Here is a 13,668-nt window from a genome sequence, read left to right on the forward strand (position 1 = left end):
AAATATGAGTGAGAATAGAAAAACGATGTCATCGCGGAGTCAATCGTTGATTGCCGGTGGGCTTATTTCCGCTGCCGGTCTTTTTCTGTCCAAATTTATCGGTTTATTTTATATGTCCCCCTATTCCATTATTTTGGGTGGGGCAGGTAGTGAGAATCTTGCCAATTACGGCTTAGGTTATAATATCTATGCCTACCTGTTAATGATTGCTACGGCAGGTTTTCCATTTGCGATTGCGACTCTTGTTGCCAAGTATGCTTCGCGTGGCGATTATAAAACCGTTTTGTTAATCAAACGGCTATCTAGCAGATTGATGATTGCTTTGGGATTTACGACCATGATCATCGTTATTCTGTTTTCCTCTCCGCTAGCAAAGTTGATGATGGGAGATGGAAACAGTGATATAAGTGTTACCCGTAATGTATTGATCATTATCTCATTTGCTTTATTCTTTGTGCCATTTTTATCAAGTATTCGCGGCTTTTATCAAGGAATGAAGGAAATGCAGGTCTATGCAATATCTCAAATTATCGAACAGCTTGTACGCGTAGGCTTCTTGCTGGCAACAAGTGCTTTTGCGGTTTATGTGTTAAAGCTTGATCGTGTTTGGGGTGTTTATTTAGGCTTAGCTGCCGCTAGTATTTCTGCCATTGTTGCTTATCTGCATTTGAAATATCATGATCGTACAAAACTGCGCGAGTTAAAACACTTAGCTGCAAAGCAGGAGTGTGTGCCAAATAAGGACAAAGCCGAGCTGATAAAAGAATTGATTTTTATAACGGTTCCCTTTCTATTGGTTTCTGTATTTGGTTATTCGGATATGATCGTTAATACATTATTTATGAAAAGCGGTCTTTTGGCACATGGCAATACCTTTCAGGAATACACAACCATAACCGGTATCATTAACAGCAATGTTTCGAAAATCATCAATATTCCGCAGATTTTAGCTCCCGGTTTTTCCAGTGCAATTATTCCGCATATTACCATAGCATTAGAGGAAAACAATCTTAAGCTGATTCGTAAAAATATTCGTGATTGCATTGACATTGTTTTGTATATCGGTATTCCAGTTTGCTTCTGTTTATTTCTATTCTCCAAGGGAATTTACGGTGTGCTTTATCCGGCAGGTGGCAAGCAGGCAATGGATATTCTTAACTTAGGTGCAGATATTACCGCTTGGTTTTCTTTAGAGGCATTGTTTTCAACCATCGCTCCGATCATTACTTCATTGATGATGGCATTACGGCTTCGTCGTGTCGGCTTACGCAATCTATTGATATTTGCTGTTTGTAAGGTAGGCTCTAGCTATTTCTTCTTAAAATGGTTGGGCTATCCGGGGTTGGTTGTATCCTCTGCACTTGGCTATACATTATTAATTTCCTTAAATATCTATGCTTTAACGAAGCAGTATCATGTTCAATGGGTTTATACCTTACGCAAGCTTGCCTTTATTGTTTTAGGACTTGGTGGTATGGCAGCAATTGCGACTCTTTTCAATCTTTTCGGCATAAATGGCTATGGTGGAAGCTGGGTTACCAATTTCACCGAATTGGCTGTTGTCGGCTTATGCAGTGTACTAGTCTACTTCGGCATTACCTATTGCTTCCAGCTTCCTCAGCTGTTGCTGCATATTGATTTAACAACGATGATAAGCAAACGAAAGAGGGGATAGTATGCGATTAGATAAGTATTTGGCTCATGCACAGCTTGGAACACGCAAAGAAGTAAAAAAATTGATACGTTCCAAGCGTGTACGTGTGAATGATGAAATTTGCACAAAAGAGGATCGACAGCTGCAAAAAGAGGATTGTGTCTATGTTGATGATGAACTGTTGGTTTATGATGAGCTTGTTTATCTAATGCTCTATAAACCACAAGGAGTTATCAGCGCCACAGAGGATCGTGTGCATACAACGGTCATGGACATCTTTGATGCTCCCTTACCTAAGAATTGTTTTCCGGTTGGACGCTTAGATATTGACAGTGAAGGCTTGCTGCTGATAACAAACGACGGACAACTTGCTCATCAGCTTCTATCTCCGAAAAAGCATGTCGATAAGACCTATTATGTTGAGTGCGAAAAAACTCTTTCATCAGAGGATCTTCAGCTTTTGGAAAGCGGAACGATTCAATTGGACAAAGAACATGTTTTACCAGCCCAAGCAAAGCGTATTTCCGCAAACAGCTTATATCTTACCATACAGGAAGGAAAATTCCATCAAGTCAAGCGTATGCTGCAGGCATGTGGAAATAAGGTTTGTTATTTAAAAAGAATATCCATGGGTTCTTTGCAGCTAGATAAAAGCTTAGCACCCGGAGAGTGGCGTTATCTCAGTGAGGAAGAAATACGAGGGCTTAAACAATGATTGCGATGATTGTCGCAGTGGATAAAAACGGATTGATTGGGAATAAAAACCGTTTGCCATGGCACTGCCCGGAAGATCTAAAACATTTTTATCGAACTATTAAAAATCATGAGCTTTTAATGGGTAAGCGAACCTTTGATAGTATCCGATTAAAAGATAATGTAGTGCATGTTGTTACACATCAAACAATCAAAGAGCAGGACAACATTCGTATATGCACAGATTTATCTGCCTTCTTAAAGCAATGGCAGACAAGTGAGAAAACCTTGTTTGTTTGCGGAGGAGCTAGCATTTATCAACAGGCATTCCCTTTTTGTTCAGAAGCGTATGTTTCTGTCATTGACGGAGAATACCAAGGAGATTGCTATTTGCCGCCAATGGATTTTTCGCTATTTCAACAGAAACAAAAAATACCTATGAATGGCTTTGTTTTATATCATTTTAAGGATCGGAGATGATGGCTATGCAAATACTCGATATTATTGAGAAAAAGAAGCAGGGCTTTGAACTTTCAAAGGAAGAAATTGATTATTTTGTATCGGGATACACAGAAAACCGATTACCTGATTATCAAATAAGTGCTTTATTGATGGCAATTTGTTTACAATCTATGACCGCAAGAGAAACTGCTGATTTAACAGCGGCGATGTTAAATAGCGGAGAGCGAATGGATCTACCAAAGATTCAAGGTATTACCTGCGATAAGCATTCCACCGGTGGCGTCGGTGATAAAACAACACTTGCTTTAACACCGATGGTTGTAGCTTGTGGTGCTAGAGTAGCAAAAATGTCTGGCCGGGGATTGGGCCATACCGGAGGGACACTGGATAAACTGGAGGCTATAAAGGGCTTTAATGTTCAAATGAGTGAGGAAGCCTTTCTTAATCAAGTTAATACATTAGGTCTTGCCATTATCGGTCAAAGTAAAAATCTAGTTCCGGCTGATAAAAAGCTATATGCTTTACGCGATGTAACCGCAACGGTTCAATCCATACCGTTAATTGCCTCTAGCATCATGTCTAAAAAGCTGGCATGTGGCAGCGATACCATTCTTTTAGATGTGAAATATGGAAAAGGAGCTTTTATGCCAACTCCGCAAAAGGCTTTGGAGCTAGCAGAGGCAATGTTGGATATCGGTAAACATTTTCATAAAGATGTCCGAGCACTTATTTCCAATATGAATGAACCACTTGGCTTTGCAATCGGCAATGCACTTGAGGTAAAAGAGGCGGTGGAAACACTTAAGGGGAAGGGACCTAAGGATTTCTTAGAGCTATGCCTATGTGCCGGTTCACAAATGCTTCAACAGGCAAAGCTTGCAAAGGACGATACAACTGCAAGAGCGATGCTTTTAGAAGTAATTGAAAACGGTAAAGCATTGGATAAGCTATTGGATATGGTAGCCTTACAAGGTGGAGACAGCAATCAGTTGAAGCACGTAGAATTGCTTCCTCAGGCTGCTTATACGATTGATATCCCTGCAAAACAAACAGGTTATATTCATGAAATCCATGCACTTGCTTTAGGAAAGTTAGCTATGCGATTAGGTGCCGGAAGAATACGATTAGAAGATAACATTGATCCTGCTGTCGGAATTGTACTGCATAAAAAATGTGCGGATTATGTTTGTGAAGGCGAAACACTAGCAACGATTCATACACAAAAAAAGCTGTCAAAAGAATGGCTTGCGGATTTCTATGCCGCTTACTCAATTCAATCAACTGCGATTTCAAAAACGCCGTTGGTTTATAAAATTATCATGTAAACACTCTTTGTGAGTGTTTGAGACTGTTGACAAAAGGGTCGACAGTCATTTTTTAATATGATAAAATAAAAAAGGCAAAAAGATGACTAATTTACCCAAAACCATATGACTCTTTTTGCCTTTTATAATGCCAAAAATAGTATAATAATGAAGGGTAAATTAGGAGTGATACCATATGGCAATGACAAGAAGAAATTGTAAAAATGATACGATCATATTGAATACAATAGAAGGATTAGTACCACAAGATCATGAAGTACGAAAACTAGAATCCTGTATAGACTGGAGTTTTATCTATCCTTTGGTAGAACATCTATATAGCGATTTTGGCAGACCAAGTATTGATCCTGTGGTACTTTTTAAAATGCTTTTTATAAATATCGTGTTTGGAATAGGCTCTATGAGAAAGACCTGTAAAGAAATTCAGGTAAATTTGGCATATCGGTGGTTTTTAGGAATCTCCATGGATGAACAAGTACCAAATTATTGGTACTATGTCAAGATTTCGGACAACTAAAATATAAGAATTTTCAATTTTTAGTTTAAATTATTCTGGTAGTAGTTTTTTTCATATTTGTTTGGAGATTGGTAATCACAATGAGAATGTATTCTTACTGTATTGTAAAATCCTTCTATGTATTCAAATACCATCTGATAGGCTTCTGAATAGTCATTTATCTTTTTTCTGTTTAGCCATTCTCTTTTTATCAATGCATGAAATGATTCTATGCATGCATTATCCCATGGATTCCCTTTTTTAGAGTAACTGCCGATCATTCCTACCGTTAGATTATAGTATTTTTTTGATGTGAATTGAACACCTCTGTCACTGTGTATTACTACCGGATTATCTGTTTTTCTCCTCCTTTTTGCTTCTTCCAGACATTTTAATACTTCCTCTACTTCCATTGTTTTTGTTAGTTTCCAGGCTATTATTTTTCTTGAGTATAAATCCATTATACTTGTCAGATACACAAATCCTTCTTCCTGTGTCCAAATATAGGTTATATCTGTACACCAGGCTGAATTCGGCTTTTCAGGATTGAAATTACGTTTTAGAATATTCTTCAGTTTTGATGAAAAATCACTGTCCTTAGTGGTTATTGTGCATGGTCTGATATAATGGGCTTTAATACCCATCTCACGCATAATATTGCCCACATATTTTTCGCTGACTTTTATTCCTGACTGATTCAGTTTTACAGTTATTTTCGGTGCTCCATAAATTTCATGTGATTCCTCATAAATTGCTTTTATTTTTTTACTGAGTTCCTGTTTTCTAACTTTTTGTTTAGAAGGTTTTCTGTTAACATAATCATAATATCCTGATTTACTGACATTAAGTTTATCGAGCATACCGGAAATCGAAGCATTATTATCATTCTGCTTTTTTATTTTGATTTGATAATAAAGTTCCTGTTTCGTTATTTTCCCAGTATGCCAATAGCCTTTTTTAAGACATCAAGCGCATCCTGTGTATCTTTAAGCTCCTTACGCAAACGAGCAATTTCTTTAGCTTCATCACTAGAGAAATTACCAGAACCTCTGGAAACAATAGTACCATTATTTTTATCAGCATCTTTCACCCATTTATGAACAGTACTGTCAGCAATGTCAAAACGTTTAGCAATAGAAAGTTTAGATTCATCAGGATGATCAAGTACATACTGAACAACTCCTTGTTTAAATTCATCTGTAAATGTAGGTTTAGCCATAATTAAATTCCTCTTCTTTCTGTGTTAATAATTTATGACAGTATACCATAAGATGCTTTAACTCTCACATTTAACTGATACGGTTTTTATTCTAGCATCAGAAAAGCGATACTCTATTTGGAGTACCACTTTGTCAACAGTCTGAAACACTCTTTGTGAGTGTTTTTTTATCCTTTTTTTACTTTTTTTGTCTTTTTTACGTATTAGATATATGTAAGGAGGAATTTTATATGAATGATGAAATGGAATTATTGATTACGTTTATGCTGAAATATGATGCAAGTGATGCACATTTCGTTTTGCGAAAGGAGCGGCTTGATGTACAACTGCGAACTGCCTATGGCATGAAGGAAATCAAACACATGGCTTTATCTGCGGCTTTTTTTCGTTATTTAAAATTTATCGCTAATCTCGATCTAGCGGCAGCCAGCCTGCCACAAAGTGGCAATTTTACCTTCAGTTATCAAGAAAAACCATATTATTTTCGTTTTTCTACGATTTCCAATATGGATACGGAAACCGGAGTTTTACGTATTTTAAACAATCACGATGAAATTTTATTAGAAGATTTAAGCCGTGAGGAGCGTCAATATGAAAGCTTTTTACGTTGGACACGTATGCGCAGCGGGCTTTGCATCTTATGTGGCCCTACGGGGAGTGGAAAATCAACAACGCTGCATGCACTTTTAAAAAGAATTGCCACAACACATAGACTGCAGGTTGTTTCTTTAGAGGATCCCATTGAAATCCATGATGATGCTTATTTACAGCTGCAAATCAATGAAAAAAACAATTTTACATACGAGCAGGGGATACGTCAGCTTTTGCGTCATGACCCGGACGTTATCATGATCGGTGAGGTCCGCGATCCTAGCACTGCCCAAATGGTGCTTCGCTGTGCATTAAGTGGGCATATGGTGTTTACAACATTGCATGCCAAGTGCTGCAGCGAAGCAATCAAACGCCTCAATGAATTCGGAATTTCCAATGAGGAGCTGTTGCATACCTTGACTGCTGTTTGCGCACAGCGTTTATATCCGTCTTTACAAACAGAGGGGAGGGTTTGTATTTATGAGATTTTGGAACTTGATGAGCTGCAATACTACCTTCAAAAAAAGGAACTGTCTAACACGCATGCCACCATTTTTGATAAGATTCAAGAAGCAGTCGAATGCCAATGGATCAGTAAAGAGGCAGCACTCATCGACCTTGAAAATACCCCTTGATGAATGGGAATTTTTAGCACATATCTTACGCAATGGATATCCCTTAGAAGTAGCATTGGATTTTCTTGAGCTTCCTAGTGAAACCATCAAACAACGTTTGAAGCAAGGCTATAAGGTAAGCGATGCACTTTTTTGCGATGGACAAGGCAGTTTTTATGAGCATGTCCGCTTCTTTGTGAAGCTGCTTCCCTTAGAAGATGCCATCATACAGTCCGTTCAGCTTAGCGCAGCCTTTGAGAATATCAAAAGTACCTTGAAAAAAAGTGCTGTCTATCCTTGTGTACTGCTGCTTTCTGCATTTGTTTTACTATTCTTTTTTACCAATGCCATTATTCCAACTATGATGCAGACATTTTCCGATATGAATGATTTTAAGACATTATCGTTGTTGGTGCAGCTTGTTCGTTCTATATGCCTGCTATTCGTATTCCTTCTAGTGCTAATGGGCATTGCATTGCTGTATCTTTATTCCCACAAACCGCTGCTTCTTCGATTGCTCATGAAATATCCCATAAAACCGGTTAAAGAATATCTTTCTTATCGCTTTGCAACCTATATTCTTCAACTACAACGTTGTGGGATTTCCACGCAGCAAATGATGTGCTATTTCGATACCTTAGCAAAACAGCAACTATTCAGTATGTATATGAAGCGTTTAAATCAACTGCTTTCGGAAGGCAATGAGCTATATCAAAGCCTTATGCAGCTAGAATGCTTTACTTCTCGCTTTTTGCAAATCTTTCCAATCGGCATGGCAAGTAATCGCCTAGATGATTTTTTGGAAGGGTACCAAAAGCAACAGCTTCATCAATGGCAAAAGCAATTAAAAAAAGTAAGTATTTGGATTCAACTTATTGCTTATAGCTTTGTCGGTTTGGTTGTTTTCTTAGTTTATCAAATCATGCTTGTTCCTCTAAGTATGCTAGAGAACATGTGAAAGGAGAAAAAAATGAAAAATGAAAAAGGTTTTACCATTTTGGAAATGATGATCGTACTTTCGATTATTGCCCTGATATTTTTATTGACGCTGCCAAACATTCAACAAAAAGAAGATATTATTCGTAAAAAAGGGTGTGAAGCGTTGGTTGAAGTTGTGAATGCACAGATTCTGTTATATGAAATCGACCATCTCGTACCACCTACAAACATTTCTCAATTGATTAAGGGTGGCTATTTGAAAGAAAGTCAAAAGCGTTGTCCCGATGGCGCAAGCATTCAGATTCGCGATGGACAGGCGTATGCAAAATAAGGGCTATACATTAGTAGAAATGCTCGTTGTTTTATCGATTTTAAGCATGCTCACGCTGCTATTTGCTTTTTCTTATCGCTCTTTAAAAGAGAATACAACCTATTGGAGTCAAAGTATTTATGAAAGACTTTTACAAGCACAAACAACCGCTATGACGCAAAAAAGGAGAGTTTTTGTAGATTTCCAAGGCAATCGCATGAGCATTGATGGGGCTTCCTTAAAGCTATCGACCGATTGCGGCTATCATCAATTTCATTTTAATACTTTTGGCAATCCCTCCAAAGCGCTCTCCATCACCTGTGCCATAGGAAGTGAACAACGCGTAATTGTTGTAGAATTAGGAAGCGGAAGGCTGTATGTTCGATAAAAAGGGAATGATTTTATTGGAAAGCTGCTTATTCTTCATGCTTTGTATGCTGCTAACCGCACTGATCTTCAGGTGCGCTTTGGCACTGCATCAGCGTGATAGCGTGAAACGCGATTGGTTTCATGATGAGGAGATAAGGGAAATCTATGAATCGTAAGGGCTATACATTGCTGGAAATGCTTGTCGCAATGTTTTGTATTGCTATTAGTCTTTTGCTACTTACCGGAATTTTAAAACCACTCCTTTCAATTCAAGAACCCTCTTATATAAGCGAGGATATTTTAGGTATTCGTCAATTACGATTGCTTTTAGCACAAAGCTATCATCTTCAGGTCGATGAAGATAAGCTTACATTTCGCTATCATGGAAATGAAGCAAAGCTTCTTCTCCACAATCATCGTTTAGTACGCCAAGAAGGTTATATTATTTATTTAAAGGATCTTGATGCAATCCATTTCAAACAAAAGGGAAACCAAATTTATTTATATTGGAGGCGAGAACAAGATGAAAAGCATGCGCTGCTTACCTATCGGGAATAAGGGATTTATCAGTGTTTATGCGTTGATTGTTTTACAAATCGTGCTTATGACAATTTCCTTATTTTCCTTGCGCATTACGACCCTTCAAAATGCTGCAATGGCAGATTCACCAATTGATCTTTATATCTTGCAGTCAATCAAATCACAAATTGCCAAGCAAGAAACTGATGAAAATATCGTTGAAGGAGAAGAACTTACAGAGGAAGAAAGCACGACACATTGGCAGGAGGTATATCATGGAGAAACGATTGTCTTTAGCAGATCGGAAAATGAAATCAAGATTCGCTATCAACATCATACAATTGTTTGTATGCTAAATGATGCCGATGAAATCATGAGCTATGAATATATTTAGATTTTGGCGCGCATATTAAAGATGGAGGTATGCTATGCTTACTGTTTTGATTAGCTGCTTAATATTTAGCTGTTTTCTGCTGCTTGGTAATGTTTTGATGTTTGTAACTTCCGTTGTATATGGACTGATTCCTTTCTTTGCACTTTCCTTACTACCACTTTCGCACATTTATCGAAAGGCGAATTGTAAACCATTGGAATGGAAGGATTATGGGATTGCGTTGATACTTACGCTGTTCTTTCTTGTTCTGTTGTATTTTTGGCAGGTGTCGCTTTCCTATGTTTTGTTTTGGTATATATATCTATCTGTTTTTGTTGCCATAGAGCTTTATGCCGGAAACAGACGCTTCAAAAGCCTGCAATGATGTTTTCTACTGCTTTAGCAGGCTTTTTTGACTACAAAAGGATTTGACAAATAAGAGAAATTGATTACAATAGGATAGGATATAAAAAGAGAAAGGTGAATAGAGTATGATCAGTTCCAATGATTTAAAGCCGGGTATGACCATTCAACAGGACGGTGAGATTTATACCATTCTTGAACAAAGTCAAAATAAGACAGCTCGTTCTGCGATGGTTGTAAAGGCAAAGGTAAGAAACTTAAGGACAGGAGCCAATGTAGAATTGTCATGGGGTGGGGGAGATAAGGTTACTCCCGCTTTGATTGACAAACGTGAAATGCAGTATTTATATGATACAGATGAAGCACTTGTATTTATGGATAATGAAACTTATGAACAGATTGAAATTGCCAAAGAACGCTTAAAGTGGGAAATTAATTTCCTGAAAGCAAATGATAATGTGAATATTTCCATGTATGAATCGGAAATTCTCGGTATTATTTTACCGGATAAAGTTGCTTTACGCGTTGTCGAATGTGAGCCGGCTGTAAAAGGCGATACCGCAACCGCCGCTAGCAAAAATGCAGTAGTAGAATCCGGCTTAGAGGTAAAGGTGCCGCTTTTCATTTCACAAGATGAAATTATCCTAATCAATACTTCCGATGGAAAATATTCCGGAAGAGCCAAAGATTAATGTTTTTTAAAACGATGCGGGAACAAAATTACCGTATCGTTCTTTTTTTCGTATAAAAATGCGGATAATGATACAAAAGCAGCGGGCTTTTTGATATAATTAAACTTAAGAATTAGGAGGGCTTTTCATGGAAAAACTTTCACGTGTAAAAAAATACGCAGAGCTTCGAAAATCAATAGAAACCGAAAATGCAATCAGTGATGTATCGCGCGATGCAATGAGCAGTGAGCAGCAGGAGGCGTTGAAAAAATTTGATTCTTCGATTTTAAAGCGTGCCAATATTGAAAACGAAACCACACCGAAGCGTGAAAAAAACGAACCGCTGCAGCAAAGGGAAGCTAGCGATGTCGAGGATACTTTTACCAATGAATATTTAGATGATTTTATTCGTGAGGTACGTGAATATAATATAAAAAAAGGAACTCGTGAAAACGAGGATACCCAAATTGATATTTTATCACAGCTAAGTGCTGCCAATCGTGCAAAACGAGCACATTATGTCGAACAGATTGAAGATATCAAGGAGGCTGTTCCTTCTGATCTTGCACAGGCAGTTGCCAATCTTGTCGAAGATGATAACAATTCTTCTCAGGCTTCTGTAGAACATGAGGATCTATATGCTACTACCGAAATGTTGCTCGATAATGATACAAATTCACAGACCTCTCTTGAGGATATGGTAGAATCTTTGCAAAAGACACAGCCATTGCCAACGGCAGATGAGGAAACAGCTGTAAGTGAGGATACAGAAGATATAGATAATGAAGAAACGAATTTTGAAAACGATACAATGCATCGCAAACTAATGGAGGAAACTCAGCAGCTTCGCGTTCAAATGGACGAATATGAAGAAGAACTGACAGACTTATCCGATGGTGTTGAGAAAAACAATCGTATTTTAAATTTCATTCTTGCATTTTTGATTTTTATTTTATTAGCTATTATTGGCTTTATTGCTTATTATATTTGGAAAGGTGGAATGCTGTCATGATCCGTTTTAATATTGCCATTGACGGTCCAAGTGCGGCTGGAAAAAGTACCATTGCGAAAATTTTAGCAAAGGAATTAGGCTATGCTCATTTGGATACCGGTGCAATGTATCGCTGTGTGGGCTATTATTCTAAACTTCATCACGTCGATCAAAAGGACGAAGATGCGTTGGTAGCGATGATGAAAGAGATGGAAATCGCCTTTGATTCCGATGGACATGTATTTATCAACCAAGAGGACGTATCTACGGAAATCCGTCAAAACGATATTTCTATGATGGCCAGCAACGTATCGGCATTTCCGAAGGTAAGGGCACATTTGGTGAATCTACAACAAAAAATTGCAGCAAATAAAGGGTATATTTTAGATGGCCGAGACATCGGTACAGTTGTCTTGCCTGATGCGGAGATTAAAATTTTCATGGTTGCCAGTGTTGAGGCACGAGCAAAGCGTCGTTATAAGGAATATTTAGATAAACAAATCGAAGCGGATTACGATGTCATTTATAAGGATATCGAAACAAGGGATTATCAAGACACTCATCGTGCGACCTCGCCTTTAAAAAAAGCAGAGGACGCACTTGAAATCGACACTTCTGCCATGTCGATTGATGAGGTCGTTATTGCAATTCAAAGCTATATATCCGCAAAGCTAGGATAGGAGGCTGATATCAATGATACATGGAGTTGTCGCAATTGTCGGACGTCCGAATGTCGGAAAATCAACGATTTTTAATCGCATCATCGGCGAACGAAAAAGCATTGTAGAGGATACCCCTGGAGTAACAAGAGATCGCATATATGGAAAAGCCGAATGGCTGACAAAAGAATTTCGATTGATTGATACCGGCGGTATTCAATTGGAAGATCAGGATTTCCAACAAGAAATTCAAATGCAGGTGGAAATCGCTATTGAAGAAGCCGATGCGATCGTTTTTGTTGTCAGCGGTCGTGAAGGGGTTACCCGAGATGATGAATACATTGCCCGCCTATTGCAGAAAACAAATAAAAAAATCATCTTAGCTGTTAATAAAATTGATGATGAAAGTTTACAGCCAAGCATTTATGAATTTTATCAGCTTGGTGTTGGTGATCCAATTGCCGTTTCTGGGTCCCATGGCATTGGAATCGGTGATATTTTAGATGAAATCGTCCACAGCTTTCCAAAAAAAGCTTTTAATGAATATGAAGGTATGACGCGTTTTTGTTTGATTGGACGTCCGAATGTCGGAAAAAGTTCTTTGGTAAATGCCATTCTTGATCAAGACAGAGTAATTGTTTCCAATATTGAGGGAACAACACGCGATGCAATTGATACTCCTTTTACAAGAGAAGGAAAGGATTATGTCGTAATTGATACGGCCGGTATTCGCCGTCGCGGAAAGGTTTATGAAAATATCGAAAAATACTCTGTTCTACGTGCGATGAGTGCGATTGAGCGCAGTGATGTCGTCTTAGTAGTGATTGATGGTGAAACCGGTATTCGAGAACAGGATAAGCATGTTGCCGGTTATGCCCATGAAGCAGGCAAAGGCGTTATTATCGTTTATAACAAATGGGACGCTGTTGAAAAAGATGAGCGAACCATGGTAAAAATCGAAAAAGAAATTTATGCACATTTTCTATATTTGAATTATGCACCGATCGTTTTTGTATCTGCATTAAAAAAACAACGCATTCATACACTGCTTCCGATGATTGATGAAGTACATGATTATTCTTTGCTGCGCATTCCAACCAATGTATTAAATGAGGTTATTATGGACGCTCAACTTATGACACCACCTCCGACACATAAAGGGCAGCGGTTAAAAATTTATTATGCTTCACAGGTTTCAACAGCACCGCCGACACTTGTTTTATTTGTGAATGATCCGGAGCTGCTGCATTTCAGTTACAGCCGCTATTTAGAAAATCGTCTGCGTGAAGCATTTGGATTTAAAGGCACAACATTGCGTATTATCGCCCGTGAGAAGAACAACTAATGGTACCTTATGGTATCATTTTTCATTCCTATTATAGATTTTAACCGTCCGTTCATGCTATAATAGGACAGCATT

General features: G+C 38.1%; 18 protein-coding genes and 1 pseudogene. 17 read left to right on the forward strand and 2 right to left on the reverse strand.

Annotated elements, in window-relative coordinates; all coding sequences use genetic code 11:
• Nucleotides 1-4 precede the first annotated feature (4 nt).
• The 5 genes and pseudogenes from EUBDOL_RS05205 to EUBDOL_RS05225 form a co-directional block, all read left to right on the forward strand.
• On the forward strand, nucleotides 5-1,675 hold the full coding sequence (locus EUBDOL_RS05205) for an oligosaccharide flippase family protein (RefSeq protein WP_004799306.1): 1,671 nt from the start codon (nucleotides 5-7) through the stop codon (nucleotides 1,673-1,675).
• A 1-nt stretch (nucleotide 1,676) separates the two neighbouring features.
• On the forward strand, nucleotides 1,677-2,369 hold the full coding sequence (locus EUBDOL_RS05210; RefSeq protein WP_004799307.1) for a pseudouridine synthase: 693 nt from the start codon (nucleotides 1,677-1,679) through the stop codon (nucleotides 2,367-2,369).
• Nucleotides 2,366-2,827 carry a dihydrofolate reductase gene (locus EUBDOL_RS05215; RefSeq protein WP_004799309.1) on the forward strand — a complete coding sequence of 154 codons (462 nt, stop codon included), beginning with the start codon at nucleotides 2,366-2,368 and terminating at the stop codon, nucleotides 2,825-2,827. Before EUBDOL_RS05210 ends, EUBDOL_RS05215 begins: the two co-directional genes overlap by 4 nt.
• Before the next feature lie 5 nt (nucleotides 2,828-2,832).
• Entirely contained in the window at nucleotides 2,833-4,134 is a 1,302-nt protein-coding gene (locus EUBDOL_RS05220; RefSeq protein ID WP_040463223.1) for a pyrimidine-nucleoside phosphorylase, read from the forward strand.
• A 181-nt stretch (nucleotides 4,135-4,315) separates the two neighbouring features.
• Nucleotides 4,316-4,621, forward strand: a pseudogene (locus EUBDOL_RS05225) (transposase); the annotation flags it as partial.
• A gap of 50 nt (nucleotides 4,622-4,671) precedes the next feature.
• On the opposite strand, the gene EUBDOL_RS05230 reads toward EUBDOL_RS05225, so the two are convergent.
• Together EUBDOL_RS05230 and EUBDOL_RS05235 are read right to left on the reverse strand one after the other, a co-directional pair.
• The gene (locus tag EUBDOL_RS05230) at nucleotides 4,672-5,562 is read right to left on the reverse strand and encodes an IS3 family transposase (protein ID WP_328284343.1); all 891 of its coding nucleotides are present in this window, start codon (nucleotides 5,560-5,562) and stop codon (nucleotides 4,672-4,674) included.
• On the reverse strand, nucleotides 5,559-5,849 hold the full coding sequence (locus EUBDOL_RS05235) for a transposase (RefSeq protein ID WP_004798671.1): 291 nt from the start codon (nucleotides 5,847-5,849) through the stop codon (nucleotides 5,559-5,561). The genes EUBDOL_RS05230 and EUBDOL_RS05235 overlap by 4 nt, the downstream gene beginning before the upstream one ends.
• 230 nt (nucleotides 5,850-6,079) lie before the next feature.
• Between EUBDOL_RS05235 and EUBDOL_RS05240 the strand changes: the two genes are divergently transcribed.
• The 12 genes from EUBDOL_RS05240 to der all read left to right on the forward strand — a co-directional run bounded on the left by EUBDOL_RS05240 (nucleotide 6,080) and on the right by der (nucleotide 13,593).
• Nucleotides 6,080-7,075, forward strand: a complete 996-nt coding sequence (locus tag EUBDOL_RS05240) for an ATPase, T2SS/T4P/T4SS family (protein ID WP_004799316.1) — start codon at nucleotides 6,080-6,082, stop codon at nucleotides 7,073-7,075.
• Complete coding sequence (locus tag EUBDOL_RS05245; protein WP_004799317.1) at nucleotides 7,059-8,012, forward strand: type II secretion system F family protein; 954 nt, start codon at nucleotides 7,059-7,061, stop codon at nucleotides 8,010-8,012. Before EUBDOL_RS05240 ends, EUBDOL_RS05245 begins: the two co-directional genes overlap by 17 nt.
• Before the next feature lie 12 nt (nucleotides 8,013-8,024).
• On the forward strand, nucleotides 8,025-8,324 hold the full coding sequence (gene comGC / locus EUBDOL_RS05250; RefSeq protein ID WP_004799318.1) for a competence type IV pilus major pilin ComGC: 300 nt from the start codon (nucleotides 8,025-8,027) through the stop codon (nucleotides 8,322-8,324).
• Entirely contained in the window at nucleotides 8,314-8,691 is a 378-nt protein-coding gene (locus tag EUBDOL_RS05255) for a type II secretion system protein (protein WP_004799320.1), read from the forward strand. The genes comGC and EUBDOL_RS05255 overlap by 11 nt, the downstream gene beginning before the upstream one ends.
• The gene (locus tag EUBDOL_RS11445) at nucleotides 8,681-8,848 is read left to right on the forward strand and encodes a hypothetical protein (RefSeq protein WP_004799323.1); all 168 of its coding nucleotides are present in this window, start codon (nucleotides 8,681-8,683) and stop codon (nucleotides 8,846-8,848) included. The genes EUBDOL_RS05255 and EUBDOL_RS11445 overlap by 11 nt, the downstream gene beginning before the upstream one ends.
• Nucleotides 8,838-9,230: a prepilin-type N-terminal cleavage/methylation domain-containing protein gene (locus EUBDOL_RS05260; RefSeq protein ID WP_004799325.1), complete on the forward strand. Its 393-nt coding sequence runs from the start codon at nucleotides 8,838-8,840 to the stop codon at nucleotides 9,228-9,230. The genes EUBDOL_RS11445 and EUBDOL_RS05260 overlap by 11 nt, the downstream gene beginning before the upstream one ends.
• Complete coding sequence (locus tag EUBDOL_RS05265; protein ID WP_040463226.1) at nucleotides 9,196-9,585, forward strand: hypothetical protein; 390 nt, start codon at nucleotides 9,196-9,198, stop codon at nucleotides 9,583-9,585. Before EUBDOL_RS05260 ends, EUBDOL_RS05265 begins: the two co-directional genes overlap by 35 nt.
• 34 nt (nucleotides 9,586-9,619) lie before the next feature.
• The gene (locus EUBDOL_RS05270; RefSeq protein WP_040463229.1) at nucleotides 9,620-9,949 is read left to right on the forward strand and encodes a hypothetical protein; all 330 of its coding nucleotides are present in this window, start codon (nucleotides 9,620-9,622) and stop codon (nucleotides 9,947-9,949) included.
• A gap of 106 nt (nucleotides 9,950-10,055) precedes the next feature.
• The gene (efp, locus tag EUBDOL_RS05275) at nucleotides 10,056-10,619 is read left to right on the forward strand and encodes an elongation factor P (RefSeq protein WP_004799332.1); all 564 of its coding nucleotides are present in this window, start codon (nucleotides 10,056-10,058) and stop codon (nucleotides 10,617-10,619) included.
• Nucleotides 10,620-10,746: 127 nt separating this feature from the next.
• Nucleotides 10,747-11,610 (forward strand): hypothetical protein, encoded by an 864-nt coding sequence (locus EUBDOL_RS05280; protein ID WP_004799334.1) that lies wholly within the window; start codon nucleotides 10,747-10,749, stop codon nucleotides 11,608-11,610.
• On the forward strand, nucleotides 11,607-12,269 hold the full coding sequence (gene cmk / locus EUBDOL_RS05285; RefSeq protein ID WP_004799335.1) for a (d)CMP kinase: 663 nt from the start codon (nucleotides 11,607-11,609) through the stop codon (nucleotides 12,267-12,269). The genes EUBDOL_RS05280 and cmk overlap by 4 nt, the downstream gene beginning before the upstream one ends.
• Nucleotides 12,270-12,282: 13 nt before the next feature.
• Nucleotides 12,283-13,593, forward strand: a complete 1,311-nt coding sequence (gene der, locus EUBDOL_RS05290; protein ID WP_004799336.1) for a ribosome biogenesis GTPase Der — start codon at nucleotides 12,283-12,285, stop codon at nucleotides 13,591-13,593.
• Nucleotides 13,594-13,668: the final 75 nt, after the last annotated feature.

It is taken from the genome of Amedibacillus dolichus DSM 3991 (genome assembly GCF_000154285.1).
Taxonomy (GTDB): Bacteria; Bacillota_I; Bacilli_A; order Erysipelotrichales; family Erysipelotrichaceae; genus Amedibacillus; species Amedibacillus dolichus.

Bases quoted from the DNA above. Each gene is read 5' to 3' on its own strand.
- EUBDOL_RS05260 (WP_004799325.1), top strand. From the start codon at position 8,838: ATGAATCGTAAGGGCTATACATTGCTGGAAATGCTTGTCGCAATGTTT.
- EUBDOL_RS05215 (WP_004799309.1), top strand. From the start codon at position 2,366: ATGATTGCGATGATTGTCGCAGTGGATAAAAACGGATTGATTGGGAAT.
- EUBDOL_RS05220 (WP_040463223.1), top strand. From the start codon at position 2,833: ATGCAAATACTCGATATTATTGAGAAAAAGAAGCAGGGCTTTGAACTT.
- comGC (WP_004799318.1), top strand. From the start codon at position 8,025: ATGAAAAATGAAAAAGGTTTTACCATTTTGGAAATGATGATCGTACTT.
- EUBDOL_RS11445 (WP_004799323.1), top strand. From the start codon at position 8,681: ATGTTCGATAAAAAGGGAATGATTTTATTGGAAAGCTGCTTATTCTTC.
- EUBDOL_RS05235 (WP_004798671.1), bottom strand. From the start codon at position 5,849: ATGGCTAAACCTACATTTACAGATGAATTTAAACAAGGAGTTGTTCAG.
- EUBDOL_RS05280 (WP_004799334.1), top strand. From the start codon at position 10,747: ATGGAAAAACTTTCACGTGTAAAAAAATACGCAGAGCTTCGAAAATCA.
- cmk (WP_004799335.1), top strand. From the start codon at position 11,607: ATGATCCGTTTTAATATTGCCATTGACGGTCCAAGTGCGGCTGGAAAA.
- EUBDOL_RS05210 (WP_004799307.1), top strand. From the start codon at position 1,677: ATGCGATTAGATAAGTATTTGGCTCATGCACAGCTTGGAACACGCAAA.
- EUBDOL_RS05240 (WP_004799316.1), top strand. From the start codon at position 6,080: ATGAATGATGAAATGGAATTATTGATTACGTTTATGCTGAAATATGAT.
- EUBDOL_RS05205 (WP_004799306.1), top strand. From the start codon at position 5: ATGAGTGAGAATAGAAAAACGATGTCATCGCGGAGTCAATCGTTGATT.
- EUBDOL_RS05255 (WP_004799320.1), top strand. From the start codon at position 8,314: ATGCAAAATAAGGGCTATACATTAGTAGAAATGCTCGTTGTTTTATCG.
- EUBDOL_RS05265 (WP_040463226.1), top strand. From the start codon at position 9,196: ATGAAAAGCATGCGCTGCTTACCTATCGGGAATAAGGGATTTATCAGT.
- der (WP_004799336.1), top strand. From the start codon at position 12,283: ATGATACATGGAGTTGTCGCAATTGTCGGACGTCCGAATGTCGGAAAA.
- EUBDOL_RS05270 (WP_040463229.1), top strand. From the start codon at position 9,620: ATGCTTACTGTTTTGATTAGCTGCTTAATATTTAGCTGTTTTCTGCTG.
- efp (WP_004799332.1), top strand. From the start codon at position 10,056: ATGATCAGTTCCAATGATTTAAAGCCGGGTATGACCATTCAACAGGAC.